10 protein-coding genes are annotated in these 15,771 nt (G+C 49.6%); all 10 read right to left on the bottom strand.

What is annotated here, in order from left to right; genetic code table 11:
• Positions 1 to 201 precede the first annotated feature (201 nt).
• Entirely contained in the window at positions 202 to 2,841 is a 2,640-nt protein-coding gene (locus NSB25_RS28095) for an ABC transporter substrate-binding protein (RefSeq protein WP_172455316.1), read from the bottom strand.
• Positions 2,842 to 2,881: 40 nt separating this feature from the next.
• Positions 2,882 to 4,036 carry an ABC transporter permease gene (locus tag NSB25_RS28090; protein ID WP_103242537.1) on the bottom strand — a complete coding sequence of 385 codons (1,155 nt, stop codon included), beginning with the start codon at positions 4,034 to 4,036 and terminating at the stop codon, positions 2,882 to 2,884.
• Positions 4,037 to 4,060: 24 nt separating this feature from the next.
• Positions 4,061 to 4,678 (bottom strand): efflux RND transporter periplasmic adaptor subunit, encoded by a 618-nt coding sequence (locus NSB25_RS28085; protein WP_257479355.1) that lies wholly within the window; start codon positions 4,676 to 4,678, stop codon positions 4,061 to 4,063.
• Positions 4,650 to 5,951, bottom strand: a complete 1,302-nt coding sequence (locus tag NSB25_RS28080; RefSeq protein ID WP_103242535.1) for an efflux RND transporter periplasmic adaptor subunit — start codon at positions 5,949 to 5,951, stop codon at positions 4,650 to 4,652. Before NSB25_RS28080 ends, NSB25_RS28085 begins: the two co-directional genes overlap by 29 nt.
• 67 nt (positions 5,952 to 6,018) lie before the next feature.
• Complete coding sequence (locus NSB25_RS28075) at positions 6,019 to 6,978, bottom strand: carbohydrate ABC transporter permease (RefSeq protein WP_242982633.1); 960 nt, start codon at positions 6,976 to 6,978, stop codon at positions 6,019 to 6,021.
• On the bottom strand, positions 6,975 to 7,904 hold the full coding sequence (locus NSB25_RS28070) for a carbohydrate ABC transporter permease (RefSeq protein ID WP_103242539.1): 930 nt from the start codon (positions 7,902 to 7,904) through the stop codon (positions 6,975 to 6,977). The genes NSB25_RS28075 and NSB25_RS28070 overlap by 4 nt, the downstream gene beginning before the upstream one ends.
• Positions 7,905 to 7,972: 68 nt before the next feature.
• Positions 7,973 to 10,264, bottom strand: coding sequence for an extracellular solute-binding protein (locus NSB25_RS28065; RefSeq protein ID WP_103242534.1), 2,292 nt, complete (start codon positions 10,262 to 10,264; stop codon positions 7,973 to 7,975).
• 137 nt (positions 10,265 to 10,401) lie between these two features.
• Entirely contained in the window at positions 10,402 to 11,199 is a 798-nt protein-coding gene (locus tag NSB25_RS28060) for a PHP-associated domain-containing protein (protein WP_103242533.1), read from the bottom strand.
• A gap of 14 nt (positions 11,200 to 11,213) precedes the next feature.
• Positions 11,214 to 14,666, bottom strand: coding sequence for an FtsX-like permease family protein (locus NSB25_RS28055; RefSeq protein WP_103242532.1), 3,453 nt, complete (start codon positions 14,664 to 14,666; stop codon positions 11,214 to 11,216).
• Between the two features lie 4 nt (positions 14,667 to 14,670).
• Positions 14,671 to 15,375, bottom strand: coding sequence for an ABC transporter ATP-binding protein (locus NSB25_RS28050; RefSeq protein WP_103242531.1), 705 nt, complete (start codon positions 15,373 to 15,375; stop codon positions 14,671 to 14,673).
• Positions 15,376 to 15,771: the final 396 nt, after the last annotated feature.

The raw sequence follows: 15,771 nt of genomic DNA, 5'->3' as shown, positions 1-15,771 counted from the left end.
TAATCAATCGGCTTCGCCGCAAATTTTGAGTGATTTGTCAAGTGTTTTTTGCAAAAAAGTGGGTGATTTTTTGAAATAGGGGTCTGAAAGCCTTATAAAATCAGGGCTGAAGATTCCGAGAAGTTATCCGGATAAAAAGGAGGAAACCCGGGCCTGCCGCTTTTGCGGCAGGCCCGGGCTCCTTTTTCACAGCGTTTTGCATCAGCGATTCTCATTCACAAACAGCTGTGCCCTGCTCTGAATAATCTTCGCCACTTCCTGGGCACTCTTCTGTCCGGAGAAGAAGGAAGGCATCTCTTCATTGATAATTGTAGTAATGTCACTATTGCCATAATAACATTTATTGATAGAGAAGATGAAGTTCACCAGCTCATCCACCTGCTCCTGGCTCATGGGATCCAGCTTGATTTCCTCTCCGCCTATGTAGAAATAATCATCATATTCCTCTTTGTTGCCATTCTCATCCAGGTAATACGGCCTCTGCGTTGCCTCCTGGGCATCTTCCATAAAGTATTTCATCTGTATGGGCAGTCCCCAGGTCAGCTCCTTCTGATACTCGTCTGTCAGATAAAATCTTAAGAAATCCCATGCGCCGTCAATATTCGCGGACCGGGCTGAAATCGCATAACTGTCCTGTGCCTGCACATAGGAGCCCATGCCGCTTTCCGTGGGGAAACCAATATAGGACACATCTTCACCAAAGCTGCCGTTTATGGTGGAATTCACATCACTGAGGCGTCCGATATATAAGTTCCTCAGAATCGTTCTGTTCTCGCGATACTGGGATTCATAATTTCTCCAGTAATCTTCTCCAAAATAATCTTCACTCAGTTCCTCCGGAAGCTCCTTTGCGAATTCCATCATATCCAGGAAGTTCTGAGAGTCAAATTCACACTTTCCGGTACTGACATCCATGAAATCCGCCCCGCAGAAATCCATCATTGTATACATAAAGGAATCCCTGGTCATCTCTCCCAGCATATTGGTTCCTTCCGGCAGGGTACTCATCAGCTCCTTCATATCTGCCATAGTCCAGGAGGTCCTGTCACCCACAATGGAAGTCTTGCCGATTACTGTGCTCACTCTGAAATTCGGTATCACATAATACAGTTTACCATCCACCGAATATGCATCCAGCACATTCTGTACAAACTCAACCTGAGACAGCTCCTCATCCTTTTCAATCAGCTTGCCCACATCTGCAAGCAGCCCCTTTGAAACGTAATTTTCCACCGGCAGCCCGGAAGTAATCAGAATGTCAGGCATATTGCCTGTGGTGATATCATTGTTCAGCTGGGTCAGTCCGGCCTCATAGTCCTCATACGTATTATAAGAATCATATTCCTTTACGGTAATCCGATATTCTTCATTGCTGCGGTTATATTCCACTACCCGCTGTTTCAGGTCGCTGCCTATCCAGTTGCCCGCCAGCACCAGGACAGCTTTATCCGGAATATCCTTGGGGTCCACATACGTAAAGATACCCGCCTGTACATCCTCCCCGTAATTCTCCCGGAAGATTCCCAGAAAAGAAGTGTCACTAAGCTCAATCAGAGAATTAAAATCACTGATATTCAGATCGGAATTGATAAAGTTCATCTTCTCCTTACTCTCGGTGTCACCCACTTTGTAAGTGAACACACCCTTGCTGTTGCTGTATATCAGGTCGGAACTGATTCCCGCACTCATGGTATTATACCCGTCCCAGGTCATGGAAGTGGGAAGCTGACTGGGCTGCCCCAGGGTATCGGTAGCCGGATCATAGGTGGTTATATATTGCTTTGCCCAGTCCTGCTCATCGTAATAGGTCACCAGAAAAGTACCGTCCGCTTTTGTCATGACAGAGCCGCCATTGGCAAAAATCTTTGCTGCTTCTTCAGACATTGGCTTCCTCTCAGATACATTCCCCTGCCCGTCCACAGACATCTTATAGGCACTGTCTCCGTTCAGCAGAATGTTCACGGTACCGTCCCCTGTCACCGTCAGAGCCGTCACATAGAGCCATTCTTCTTCGGAGGTAAGCCCTTCCAGCTCCGTCTCCCAGGCAAGACTTCCGTCCAGATTCCAGCAGGTGATATAATTCTTCTGAATAGAAACATACTCTTCAGCGGCATTATTCTGATAATTATAATTCCTCAAGGCATAGAGCATACCGTCAGGGCCGAAAACATAATTCCCAAAATAAATATTCTCATAAATCTCCTGCTCCGGCCTGTAGATGTCCGGTTCCACAGCAATACTATCTTCTGTGTCAGATGTTGCCGTATCCTCTCCTTCCGTCTCAGACTCTGCGGAGTCCTCTCCTTCTGTGTCAGGCTCTGCCGTATCCTCTCCTTCCGTCTCAGACTCTGCGGAGTCCTCTCCTTCTGTGTCAGGCTCTGCCGTATCCTCTCCTTCCGTCTCTGGCTCAGCGGCATCTCCTTCAGGTTCCCCGCTCTCTTCGGGCTCCCCGGCAGGCTCTCCTTCCTCTCCTGGAGCAGCTGCGTTTCCGGCATCTGCTCCCACTCCTTTCCACTGCGGAATCTCCAGCGGTGTCAGCTGCGCTTCAGAGCCGTCTTCCTTCATGGTCAAAAGCTGTATATCCTTGTCGTTATTATTCTCCGACCAATGGTAAACCTCTAAAACCAGATATATCATGCCGTCTTTATAGTGAGAGGTGTACACATTGTAATCATCCCCCTTTATCTCCGGCATGGTAAATGCTTCAAACTTGTAGACATTCTCCTTTGCAAGTCCGGCGTTTTCCGTTTTGTTCCCCCCGCCGCAGGCACACAGTCCCATTGTCAGAGCGAGCGCTGTTCCCACGCTCGCTGCCTTTTTTAACCAGCTCTTTCTCATCATTTTCCTCCTCATATTAGTTGCGCAGCTGCCGCTTTCAACGTTACTTTCTCTTCCATTTCCCGCGAAGGCGGCGGATTCCCTGAAAAGGCTTCTTCTCGTCCTCCAGCTCCTCCAGAAGCGCACTGTCGTCAATCTCCCCGTTTTTCTTCCGTTTTCTGTTCTCCCGAAGCTTTTCCATACGGCGTTCCACCATATCCTTCAGTTTATACCACACATCCTTTACTGTCCAGCCCTTATGCTTCCACCAGATGCAGAAGAACACCAGCCCCAGAATAACAGGATACAGCAGAAACAGCAGTTCAAAAAGCGTCATCACCATGAGAATGTCCTCATAGCCTCTTGCGATGTTTTCCCAATAGGGATAAATGATGGCTTTCCCGTTCATGGAACGGGTTCCGAACTGTGTCAGCAGCTTCAGTCTGGTGACAAGGGAATATCGGGTAGTATTCTCCACCACCTCGGTCTCTTTCTCATCCGCTCCCAGCTGCTCCCGGATATAATTCGCTGCAAATCCGGTAATGGGATTGGGCATTACAATCTCATAATGGTTGATGCCGTTGCTCTCTCCCAGCTCGGTCAGCGTCTTATAAGACACATACACCAGCGTGGAATCCAGTCCCGCAGCCTCTGCCAGACGACCGGACGGTCGCTCCACCACACCTGTGACAATATGGGGAACTCCTCCGATGGAAACCATCATTCCCGCCACATCATTGGAACCGAAAAGCTGCCATGCCGCATCCTCATCTATAACGCAGTAGTCCTGCATCAGATCATTTCCCGAAAAGTAGGAGCCATAGAGCAGTTTCAGCGGATGAAACAGGAAAAAATCTCCTCCAATGCCAATAGCATCTGCAGACAAACTGGTTTTGTCACTGGAAATCGTCACTTTGCCGTCGGCACTGTAAGCATCTGCCCAGAGTCTGGCCCCGGGATTTGTGGACTCCTGCAACACCGAGGCATCCGTCAGCGCACCGTCAATGGTATGCTGAAATTCAATAATCCGGTCTTCCGTCATCCCCGCGTCCACGGGAAAAAAACAGCTGACCTGAGAAGCATCGCCTTCGCTGCTCCATCTCTCCGCAGCACTCTGAGAGAGCTGACTGCTTCCCAAATAGTTGGCGGCGAAAAGCAGAATCAGGAAAATCAGAAAAGATATCCCTCCGCTTATACCCAATACTATTTTCTTCATCATTTACCTCATTTCCAATCCCTTATGTCAGCTGTTATCGCTCAGTCTGACCTGCTTGCCGGCTTCCACCGGCTTTGTGGAAGTTGTAATCACAAATTCATAGCCATACAGTGCTGCGCTGACCGCAGACTGCGTGTCATCACTTGCCAGCACTTCCACATCCACACGACTGGCAATATAACGGGTGCTCAGAGGTCCCGCCTTAGACTCCACAATCAGAATAAATTTACCGTTGTTGTCCTCACGAATCGCACTGTTGGGCACAATATAATCATAGTTCGCACTTTTCTGTCCCACAGACACATTCAGTGTCTGTCCGGCAGTCACATTGCCGGTAATCTCGAAGGTAAGAAGCTTCTTCTGTCCCGGATCAGTGGTGTCCGGCTTAATGCTTGCCAGCGTCACCGTCAGGTCATCGTATCTCCAGGCATTCACAAGCTCTGCCACGTCTCCAACGCTCAGTCTCTTCGCCTGCTCGTTCGTCACGGAAAAGCTCATGGTATAGCCCTTGCCTTCCGGCTGAAGTACAACCACCGGAGTAGCGGCATCCGTTGTCTTGCCCGCAGTTACATTCACAGCTGTCACCGTACCTGCTATGGGAGCTGTGATGGTAGCATCAACTGACTTCGCAGTTAAATCTTCCACCACTTTTTTTCTGATCCTGGATCTTCTTCAACATTGCAGACAAATCTACTTCTTTTGCAAAGCCGGCCAATAACTCGGTCAGTGCTTTTTCCGCATCACTTTTTTCTGTGTTCGACTTTCCCAAAGCTGCTGTCAGGTCTGCTTTCTCATTGGTTAATGCATCCCTATGGCTGTTATCCGGCTTCGTCGCCTGTTTATTGGCCAGATTGCGCTTTGCCTCCGCCACCTTGCCCTCCCACGTTGTCTGCGCGTCCAGTGCACTATTATATTCCGCCTGTCTGGCATTTATTTCATTCTGTGCCTTTTCCCGATCTGCCACTATGCTGGCATTTACATTCTCCAGTGCAGTTGTCGCTTCCTGAAGGGCAGTTTCCGCATCCGCCAATACTGCAGAAGCCGCTGTCACGCTGCCTTCTCCGTCTCCACTCAGACGGTCCAGCTCTATCTGTTCATCTGAGGTGATACTACCCGCCGCATTCTTTTCATTCAGGCTGTTCAGTCGGTTCAGCATTGCGGTGTGATTTTCCATTGCTACAGATCTTGCCGCCTCACAGGCAGCTTTTCTTTCTTCCGCCGCCTTCACTGCACTGTTCACGGATTCCAGCACACTCTGAGCTGCCTCCAGCTTTTCCTTAGCTGCCGGAACAGCCGCTGCCGCCTTCTCCAGTTCTGCCTGCGTTGCATTTACCTGCAGCTCCTCTACCGAGGTATCCACCGTATTTTCTCCCAGTTTACTGAGTTCGGCTTCAATTTCCGCAATGCGATTATTATAGTTTTTAATGGCTCCCTCCAACTGCTCAATCTTCTTGTTATAAGAATCAATCTGAGCCAGTTTGGAATCTGTGGAGGTAACATTTCCACTCTCAACACGATTGACAATCCCCTTGCTGGTATCGGCGCTGACAATCGCCTTTTCATACTCTGCCTGCAAAGTTTCCAGTGCTTCCTTCGCCGTCTTCAGCTCCTCGCTCTCCTGATCCTCCAGGTACACAAGCACATCACCCTGCTGCACCGTATCTCCCACGTGTACGGCAACACCGGAGACCTTCCGGGACTCCTTCACTTCCACATTGTAGGGATCGCCGCTCTCCACCGTGCCTGATCCCCTTATTTTGGCCGTGATAGTACCGGACTGCACATACTGCGTAGCCACTTCCGGCAGGGAATAGTTCATAATCGTGTTAGAGAAAAAAGTGAGTACCAACATCACGGACAGAAACACTATCGCCGCCGTCTTCACCCATTCCCTTTTTTTCTTTCCGTTCTCGTTCATCGCTCTACCTCTCCTCAATCTATCTGTTCCTGAAATTTTAAAATAAACTCTAAATCTGTTCCGCCTTTTAACCCTTGATACCCCCCTGATATGTAATACCGTCCACCAGGTACTCCTCTCCGTACAGGAAAATCAGCAGGCTGGGCACCATGTAAATAGTGGCCACCGCAAAGGCCAGTCCGATTTCTCCTGCATTGATCTTGCTCAGGAATACCGACAGGGGGTGGCTCTCCGCATCCGTGAGCAGAATCAACGGCTGTTCCACCATATTCCAGTAATCGATAAACACCAGAATCGCCGCGGAACAGATGGCTCCTTTACACAGCGGCATACAGATTCTGCGGTATATCTGCCATTCCCCCGCTCCGTCTATCTGGGCCGCCTCCATCACCGACTCCGGAATTCTCCGCATGAATTTTGTCAGCAGGAATACCGCAAAGGGCGAGACGATACCCGGCAGCCAGATGGCCCAGTTGGTATCCAGAAGGTTCAGCCAGTCGCTGACCAGGTAGTTCGGCACCAGCGTCACCTGATAAGGCATCAGCATCAGTATGATATACATAAAAAATATCATCTCCCTGATTCTGCCCCGATATCTGGTAAAACCATACGATGCCAGCGATGCCACAAGCAGCTGAAACACCACGATGGGTCCCACCAGAATCACGGAATTCCAGAATTTCAGCAGATATTCCGGGCTCTTGAGCAATACCGTATTATACTGGCTGAAAGACACCATATCAGGGATAAACTTCAGATTTACTTTTTCCGCTATATATACCTTCCCCCCGTTGGCATCAGTGGCAAATATCTTACCGTAATTGGAAGAGATCTCGGATGCCGCCATAAAGGAATTGGTGATGGTCAGCACAATGGGCATCAGGAACAGAATGGCAAACGCGGCGGCCACCAGCGTGGCCAGCGCTATTCTGGCTGTGTGCAGACGCTTTCTGCGAATCGCGGCCCGCCGGTCCAGAAGTATGCGTTTATCCTCCTGTCCGGGCATATCCACGGCTTTTTTTCTCATCCCTCCACATCCTTTCCGAACCGATTCTCAGCAATGAACAGGGTTCCGATTATCACAATCATTACCAGAGACATCAGTATCGCTGCCGCCGACAGCGTCTGATAGTCCAGCGATTTGAATTTATTATTCATAAAATGCTGAAGTGTGTAGATGGAATCATAGGGATAATCCGTTGTCAGCAGATACACCTCCCGGAATATCTTAAACGAATTTATCAGGGACATAATCGTCACAAACAGCAGGGAAGACGACAGGTAACGAATCTTTATGTAAAAAAAGGTCTGCAGCGGCTTAGCGCTCTCCAGTTCCGCAACCTCCAGAATATCCTTCGGAATACTGGCAAGAGCCGCCATGAACAGGATCATATTATACCCCAGATTCTTCCACAGGAAGAGGATGACTATAACGACCAGTGCATAATCGGATTTCAGCCAGTCAATTTTATCCACTCCGATTTTACTTAACACTTCATTCACGGCACCGTTATAATGGAACAAAACCTGCCAGATTAACACAATGGAGGCCACAGGTACCATCATGGGACTCAGAAAAAAAGTCCTGAACTGGCTTCTGAAAGGCAGTTTTGCCTCCAGCACAATGGCCAGCAGCAGTGACAGCACTACCGCCAGCGGCACTGCCACCGCCGAGAAGACAAAGGTATTGCGAACCGCACTTTTAAATGCCGAATTCTGTACGATATTGATAAAATTATCCAAAAACACAAAATTACCGCTGATGGGATTATCTACCAGCGAATAATAAATCACAACCAGAAAAGGAAGGATAAAAAATACCATCACACCCAAAAAGCTGGGGGCCAGATACAGCCCCGAGCTGATTTTGATTTTACGCTCTCTCCGGGTCGTTTTGATACGATGTTTCGATTCGGGCGCCTTGCGGCGCCCTTCTTTCTGCTTTCTGCCCATTTCTGTCCTCATTTCCAGACATTATCTTCTCTGTGCCCCATTGCGGCCACAGTATAGCCGACCGTTCTCTATTTATTCTCACTCACATAGATCTGGACGCGGCTCTGAATAACACCCACCACTTCATCCACCGATTTCTGGCCGGAATAATAGCCTTCCGCTTCCTCGTTGATTATCTTCATAACTTCATCCTCACCGCCATAGGAAACAGGCTTTGCCTCGTCCATCAGCGCCAGAACGACATCCACTTCCTCCTGTGTGGGTGTACGGAAGTCATAACTCCAGCCATCTTCATAACCTACTCCATGGCTTCCCATTGCAATGGCTTCTCCGTTTTCATCCAAAATGACCTCTCCGTTTTCGTCTGTGGCATACTCCACTTTGGTTACGTCCGCTATCATGGCATCCAGCTGAGATTTCCTCGTGGGAAATCCGTTCCAGTAACGATTTTCGCTTTCTTCCTTATTCAGAACGCTTTCAATAAATGCCCATGCCCCATCCTTTTGATTGGATTTGGTGGAAATGGCATATGCATTACTCGCTGACAACGCATGTCCGCCGGTTCCATCCATCGTGGGAAATCCCACGCATACCGCCTTGCCCTGGAATATTTCCTCATACAGCTGTATCTGATCAAAGTCATACACATAGGCCGTATCCAGAAGCACTTCCCCATTCTGGATTCTGGTAGGTGTGGAAGGACCGTCCTGCTGCCAGTCCACCTCGTCCGGGAACCGATTCACAAACTCCAGCATTTTCTTAAATTCATCTGAATTGAAATTACATTCCCCTGTGGACCAGTCAATGAAAGCATCTTCATTGAACATCATCATAGCCTGCATGATCTCACGCTTTGCCACCTTGTCAAAAATCTCCGCGTCCGGGTGTTCCTCCGCAAGCGCAATCATCTCATCCAGCGTCCAGCCGCTCTTCTCACCCACCATATCGGCGCTGCCAATTATGGTCTGCATGCTGAATGCAGAAGGTATGCTTACCAGTACATCGTCAAATGTATATACATTCAAAATATTCTCAATAAAATCAGCCCGGTTCAGTACACTGCTCTTTTCCAGGTAAGGACTCAGATTCTCGAATACTCCTTTCGCCGCCAGCTGGTCCACGCTCAGACCGGACAGGTCAATAATATCCGGGCAGTTGTTGGAAGTGATATCATTATTCAGGTTGGTCAGCGCATCCGCCCACGCATTTTCACCGCCATTGTTAAAGTCATAATATTCCTTTACGGAGATGTGGTACTGCGAATTCGCCTTGTTAAACTGTACGGCCAGCCCCTGCAGATTGTAGCCTCCGGAAATGGTAGCCACAACGATAGTCTCCTTCTCCGGCACTTCCTCCGCCTTCTTCTTCGTCAGCAGAGCTATACCCTTGTCATTCGTCTCCCAGTCCTCGATAATCACAGCAAGTCTGCCGTCAGACAGTTCGCCGAAGTTCCTGACACTGTTGCCGTTGATATCGCTGTCCAGCCAGTCGAACAGTAGCTCTGCTTCCTGTTTCTCAAGGCTGTATCCATATACATGAGTACTGTCATGTACCAGAAAGTCATACTCTGTTCCTGCCACAAGTCCATTGCTGTTGCCCGGTAAACCCGCGTAAGACTCTCCCAGCTTTTTCCCTGCAAAATCAATGGCTGTCAATGCATATTCGCTTGTACCTGCACTTTCATTGTAGCTTCGATAAGTGATATACATTTTCCCATCCTTACCGCAGACGATGCTGTCGATCCAGCTGTTGGCGGAATCCATGGATATTTTGCCCTGCTGATTCCCCTCCGCATCCAGCAGCCAGATATTGCCGTCTCCTGCCAGATACACACGGCCTTCCCCGTCTACCGCCATATCGTTTATGTAAGAATCTGCTACCATGTCTGTGATCTCCTGGGAGAACAGCCATTTTCCTTCCCCGTCAAATTTTGTCAGGAAATTCTTCGACACGCCATCTTCCGAATAAGAATAAACAATAGCATACAGGCTGCCGTCCTCCGTGAAAGCTGTTTCGTTGATATTCATATTGACCGCACCCTCCGGCCAGACCACCGGCGTCTGGGTCACGGTCTTATCTGCCAGCGAATATTTGCAGATGCTCTGAGTGCTTAAGTTCGTATTCTCATCCCACTCCCAGGACACAGAATACAGATTCTCTCCCATCAACTGCATATTGTAATAATCCATGCGCTCGTCTTCAATTGTGACAAATTCCGGCACATAGGCCCATTCCTTTTTCACTTCGTCCGTACTATCTGTCTTGCCGCAGGCTGCCAGCGACATCACAATTGTCGCAGCCAGAGCAAATGCAGCCGGCCTTCTGCAGCCTCCGAACCTGTGTAAATTAAATTTCTTCATAATATAATACTGTCCTTTCACGCAATGTGCGGCACCGTCTGTGCCACATATTGAGTATAACACACAATTTCAAAAATGCACCTTAAGATTTTATGAATTACAGCAGAACTTCTCATTAAAAAACGTGGTTTCCGAATTTATTTTATCCGAATATAGTATTTCCGCAGTTCCAGTTTCCTCTTGTGATGGCGCATCATACTTGCCATCCGGTTATAGACCCAGAATCCGTCCACCAGCAGAGAATTGGCCTTTCCGATTTTCTGCTTCGTGGTTTTCTCATAGTATTCTCCGCCGCAGTCACAGGCCTCCCGTCCGCGTTCCTTCACCAGTCTGATCAGATCGGATTCACAGGTAATCGGCTCCGTAAATTCCGTGAATCCCAGGCCCACACAATCCTCCTTATGTGCATCGCTGCCACCAAATACCGGCTTGTCATGGCATCGCGCAATCTCCATTGCCCCTGCGTTACTCTCCAGACTCTCACAGGCATTGAAGCCCTCCAGAAAGTCAAACTTATCCATAACCGCCAGCTGATTGCGGTGTTTTCTGGTATTGGTAATGCTTAAAAATTTCTCTCCGCAGGGGTGTGCCGGCCCCAGAATTCCTCCGTTTTTGTGGACAATTTCTATGAGAAACTGTACCGGAAGTCCCCGAAGTTCCAAAATTTTCAACTTTATGCCCTCAGGCATAATTACCAGAATATGCCCCGCGTCAATGGTATCGTATTCCACTCCCTTCAGAACCAGGAAGTCTCTTTCCTGATCATAGCCGCCGCCATGCTGTTTTTTCCACGCCCGATATCCCTTATAGGAGTCATGATCACTGACCAGCATCCCGTCGAATCCCTTTTCGTTCAGTAAATCCGCAAATTCTTCAATGGGCACTTTCCCATCCAGCGATCCTTCTTTTGTATGACAATGCATATCGAATTTCATTCTGTACATCCTTTCTAATCAACGCTTTTCAAAGATTCTGTCATGCTGATGCCCTCCAGCTTTCCGCCCATGGTAAGGTTTACCAGCCAGGCGAATGCCAGCGTCAGCAAACCGCTGTACAGAAAGCTTATGGGTTTCACATATATATGAAAAGCGATCAGATCGACCCGGATTTCATTCATGACAAATCTGTGCAGGAAATGCCCCAGCACCAGTCCAACCAGCATGCCCAGCAAACTCAGCATGATATTCTCCCGGAAGACATAGCTCTGCGTTTCCTTCCTGTAAAAGCCCAGAACCTTGATTGTGGCGATTTCCCTGATTCTCTCTGTGATATTAATATTGGTGAGATTATAAAGCACAATAAAGGCCAGTCCTGCCGCACACAATATGACCACCACCACAATAATGTCCAGGCTTGACATCATGTTACCAATTCGTTCCATAGTATCCCGATTCACCGTAACGGTAGATACCTGCTTCCATTTCATCAGCTCAGCCGCCATTTCATGATCAGAGAGCTCATCTGTCACAATCACATCACTTTCCGCAGTCTCCGACAAATTCACATAGACTGTCTTCCGCTCCGGTTCCGTCCCTGTCAGCTGTCTCCAGGTGTCTTCCGTAATATGCACATAATTATAGATAAAATTCTCGTATATTCCGGATACTCTGACAGAAATGCTCAGCATCTCCTCGTCCCTCAGGGTTATGGTGTCACCGACTTTGATTTTATAGTCTTCCGCCAGCTTATTGGATATAACAGCCTCTCCCTGTGCCGGATAGGCCACCTGTCGCCCTTCCACAGTATGCAGATTCAGGAAAGGAACCATTTTCTCCTCCGTCCCCGCCACCAGATAGACTGACTTGACACCGTTTTCCGTCACGATTTCCATGTTTTTCTCCATCACAAAGGCATACTCGTCAATTCCCTTTGCCATCAGACCATTCAGCTTCTCTTCCAGCGCCCCGTCAGCGCCTTCCTTCAGAGATACGCCGATATCATAGGTCTGCACCTCCCGAAACTGCTTCGCCGCCACATCGGCGATGGAATCTTTGACACCGAAGCCCGTGACCAGCAGTGCCGTACAGCCGCTGATTCCCACCACCATCATAAACAGCCGCTTTTTATAGCGAAATATGTTCCGCAGAGAAACCTTATGCAGAAAGCTCAGCCGCCTCCACAGAAACGGAATCCGCTCCAGAAGCACGCGTTTCCCCGCCTTCGGCGCTTTGGGCCGCATCAGGGCTGCCGCCACCTGATTCAGCTCCACGCGGCAGGACAGCCAAGTGGTCCCAATGGAGCACAGCAGAGATACCACCAGGGAAATCACCGCCAGCTTCCAGTTAAATATATAGAAAATGGGGTCCGCATTATACATCATCCCATAGCAGAACCATATCACCTTCGGAAAGCCCCAGGTTCCCAGAAAGAATCCGAAGACACAGCCTGTCACCGAAGCCAGCCCGGAATATATCATATACTTTGACATTATGGTGGATTCTCCATATCCCAGCGCTTTCAGCACGCCAATCTGGGTCCGCTGCTCCTCCACCATCCTGTTCATGGTAGTGATACACACCAGGGCCGCCACCAGGAAAAAGAACACCGGAAAAATATTGGCTATCCCCTCCACGATATTGGAATCATTCTGAAAACAGACATAGCCCACATTGGTATCCCTGCCCAGCACAAAGGTCTCGGGCCTATCCAAATCCGCAAGTTCTTCCTCTCCCTCTGCTATTTCGGCCTCGGCCCGGGCAATTTTTTCATCAAACTCTTTCCGGGCATCTTCATACTCCTTCCGCCCGTGGGCATATTCCTGCTTTGCATCTGCCAGTTCTCCGGCTTTTTCCGCCAGAGTTGCCTTTCCTTCTTCCAGCTCCTTTTTCCCCTCGGCAAGGGCCTGTTCTCCTTCCACAAGCTCTTTCCTTGCCTGGGCCAGAGCTGTACGCCCGTCGGCAATTTCCCGCCTTGCCTCCACAATGGCCAGCTGCCCCTCCGAAAGCTGCTGTCTGGCAGCCGACAGCGCCTGCCAGCCTTCGTTCAGCTTCGCCTCTGATTCCGCAATCTGCTGCCAGGCGGCTTCCAGCTCCCGCTCTCCTTCCAGCAGCTGCTCTTCCGTTGCCGCAAGCTGTTCCTCGTATTCCGCAATGGTCTGCTGTCCTCTCTCAATCACCGCAATCCCTGCGTCATAGGCCTCCTGGGTAATGGCACCGCTTTCCAGATCAGCCTGCAGCTTCTTCTTCTGATTTTCCAGCTCCGCCGATTCCTCCTGCAGTCGTTTTCTGCCCTCGGCTGCGGCAAGCTTCGCGGCATCCATTGTCTCCTTCTTACTCCGCCACTGTGCCTTTCCCTCCGCAAGCTCCCGTTCACTGCTGCGCAGCGTTATCTCATTGCTGTCCACAAGCGCCCTGGCTTCCGCCAGTTCCGCCTCCTTCCCGGCAATGACCACCTCGCCGTCATCCAGTTCTGCTTCCTTCTCCGAAATTGTTATTTTCGCTTTCCGAATCTCTTCCTCATTTTCCCAGATTTCCAGCTCTCCTTCCGCAAGTTCCATCTGGGCGTCCGCCAGCGCTGTCTCCCCGTCCGCCAGCTGCTCTTCCGCCTCTGCCAGTGTCCGGGCAGCCTCCGCAAGCTCTTCCTCTCCCCGGGCTCTGTTCTCCTCCAGCTCCCCGCGGCCCTCCGCAAGCTCCGTCTCCGCCGCATCCACAATATCCTGATACCGCTCCAGCGCAGCCTCCCCGGTCAGCGCCTCCCAGACAGAGGTTTTCTCCGCGATCAGTGAATCGTATGCTTCGCTGTATAAATCGTGATTCTGCTCGAACTTCACATAGATTTCCGTAAAGTAATCCACGTCAAACCCCTCGGGCAGCAAATAGATAAATCCGTCCAGACGTCCTGTGCCCAGAGAAGTATTGCCTCTCTCGTACTGCAGGTACAGAGGAGAACGTACAATCCCAACAATCGTATATTCCCGCTCTGCAAAGTGCTCCAGGTCCTCTTCTTCATTGTCTTCCGACAATGTAATCGTCGCCCCGATAGCCGATTTTCCAAGCAGATTGCTGTCCACCACGCATTCGGTTCCGCTCCGGGGCAGCCTTCCGGCCATCACCTTCAGCGTATTCACCTGTTCCGTCACGCTGTGCGCCTTAACCGCACCCTGACGGCCGTCTTCCAGTCGATACAGTATGTCAAAAGAAACCGCCCCTTCCACTGCCTGTACATCCAGGGCCGCATAAAGGGAATCCACCTGCTTCTGTTGAAATCCAAGTGTGGAGAGCAGACGGAAATCATAAAAAGAATATCTGTGCAGATAATCCTTCACTGTTGCAGTCATGCCTTCTTTCGTCACCTTCAGCCCCGCAAAAAAGCCCACTCCCAGCGCAATAATGGCAAATATCGCCATAAACCTGCCAAAACTTGCTTTGATTTCCCGGAAGGTAGATTTCCTTATTTCCCGCATATTCTCACCATTCGATCTCCGAAATGTCAACCGTCTTCTCGTTTTTCACCATACTGACCACCGTGCCGCTTTTCACTGTAATAATGCGGTCTGCCATGGCCGTGAGAGCCTGATTGTGCGTAATGACAATCACTGTCTTCCCTGTCTCCCGGCAGGTTCCCTGCAGGAGCCTGAGCACTGCTTTTCCCGTATTGTAATCCAGCGCTCCTGTGGGCTCGTCACAGAGCAGAAGCTTCGGATTCTTTGCCAGCGCTCTGGCAATGGCCACCCGCTGCTGTTCTCCGCCGGAAAGCTGGGCCGGAAAATTATTGGTCCGCTCCTTCAGCCCCACCTGTTCCAGTATCACGGCCGCATCCAGCGGCTCTCTGCAGATCTGGGCCGCCAGCTCCACATTTTCCAGGGCAGTCAGATTCTGCACCAGATTATAGAACTGAAAGACAAATCCCACATCATAGCGCCTGTAGGCTGTCAGCTGTTTCTTATTAAATGCGGACACTTCCTCTTCATCCAGGTATACTTTGCCGGAGGTCAGAGTGTCCATGCCGCCCAGAATGTTCAGGATAGTAGTTTTACCTGCGCCGGAAGCTCCCACAATAACGCAGAATTCTCCTTTTTCAATTTCAAAGTTCACATCATGCAGTGCCGGGATTTCCATCTCACCGGTCTTATATACTTTTTTAACATCTTCAAAACGCACAAAACCACTCATTATTGTCCGCCTTTGTCATAATACTTTTGCTGTTAACAGTCATATTTTTTTATTATAACCATTTTCATTTGTTTTTTCAATCTTTTTGCGACAATGTTGATGATGTAAAATTTGGTGTTCACTTTACAAGGACCCGGGTTTCTGCAGGAATCTGTAAAAGTCCTGAACCCGGAGTTAGATTTTCTGCAATGCTCTGCAGGGGATGTCGCCAAAGTTCAGGTTACGGCAATGGCTGTACAGGGGGGCCTGCCGCCTGGGCCAGGGTTCCTGCAAGGACCAACAGGGGCTTTTTTCCTAAAGCAAAGGGACGGCGGAGAAGGGGTGGGAGGTTCTTTCCTCGGCAGGGGTAACGCGCCGATGAACTAACTGCCAACAGAAACTAAGGAGCGAAAGTAC

Origin of the sequence: Acetatifactor muris, assembly GCF_024623325.1 — a bacterium.
In the GTDB taxonomy this organism is placed as follows: Bacteria; Bacillota; Clostridia; order Lachnospirales; family Lachnospiraceae; genus Acetatifactor; species Acetatifactor muris.
This window is presented reverse-complemented; position numbering and strand designations above follow the sequence as displayed.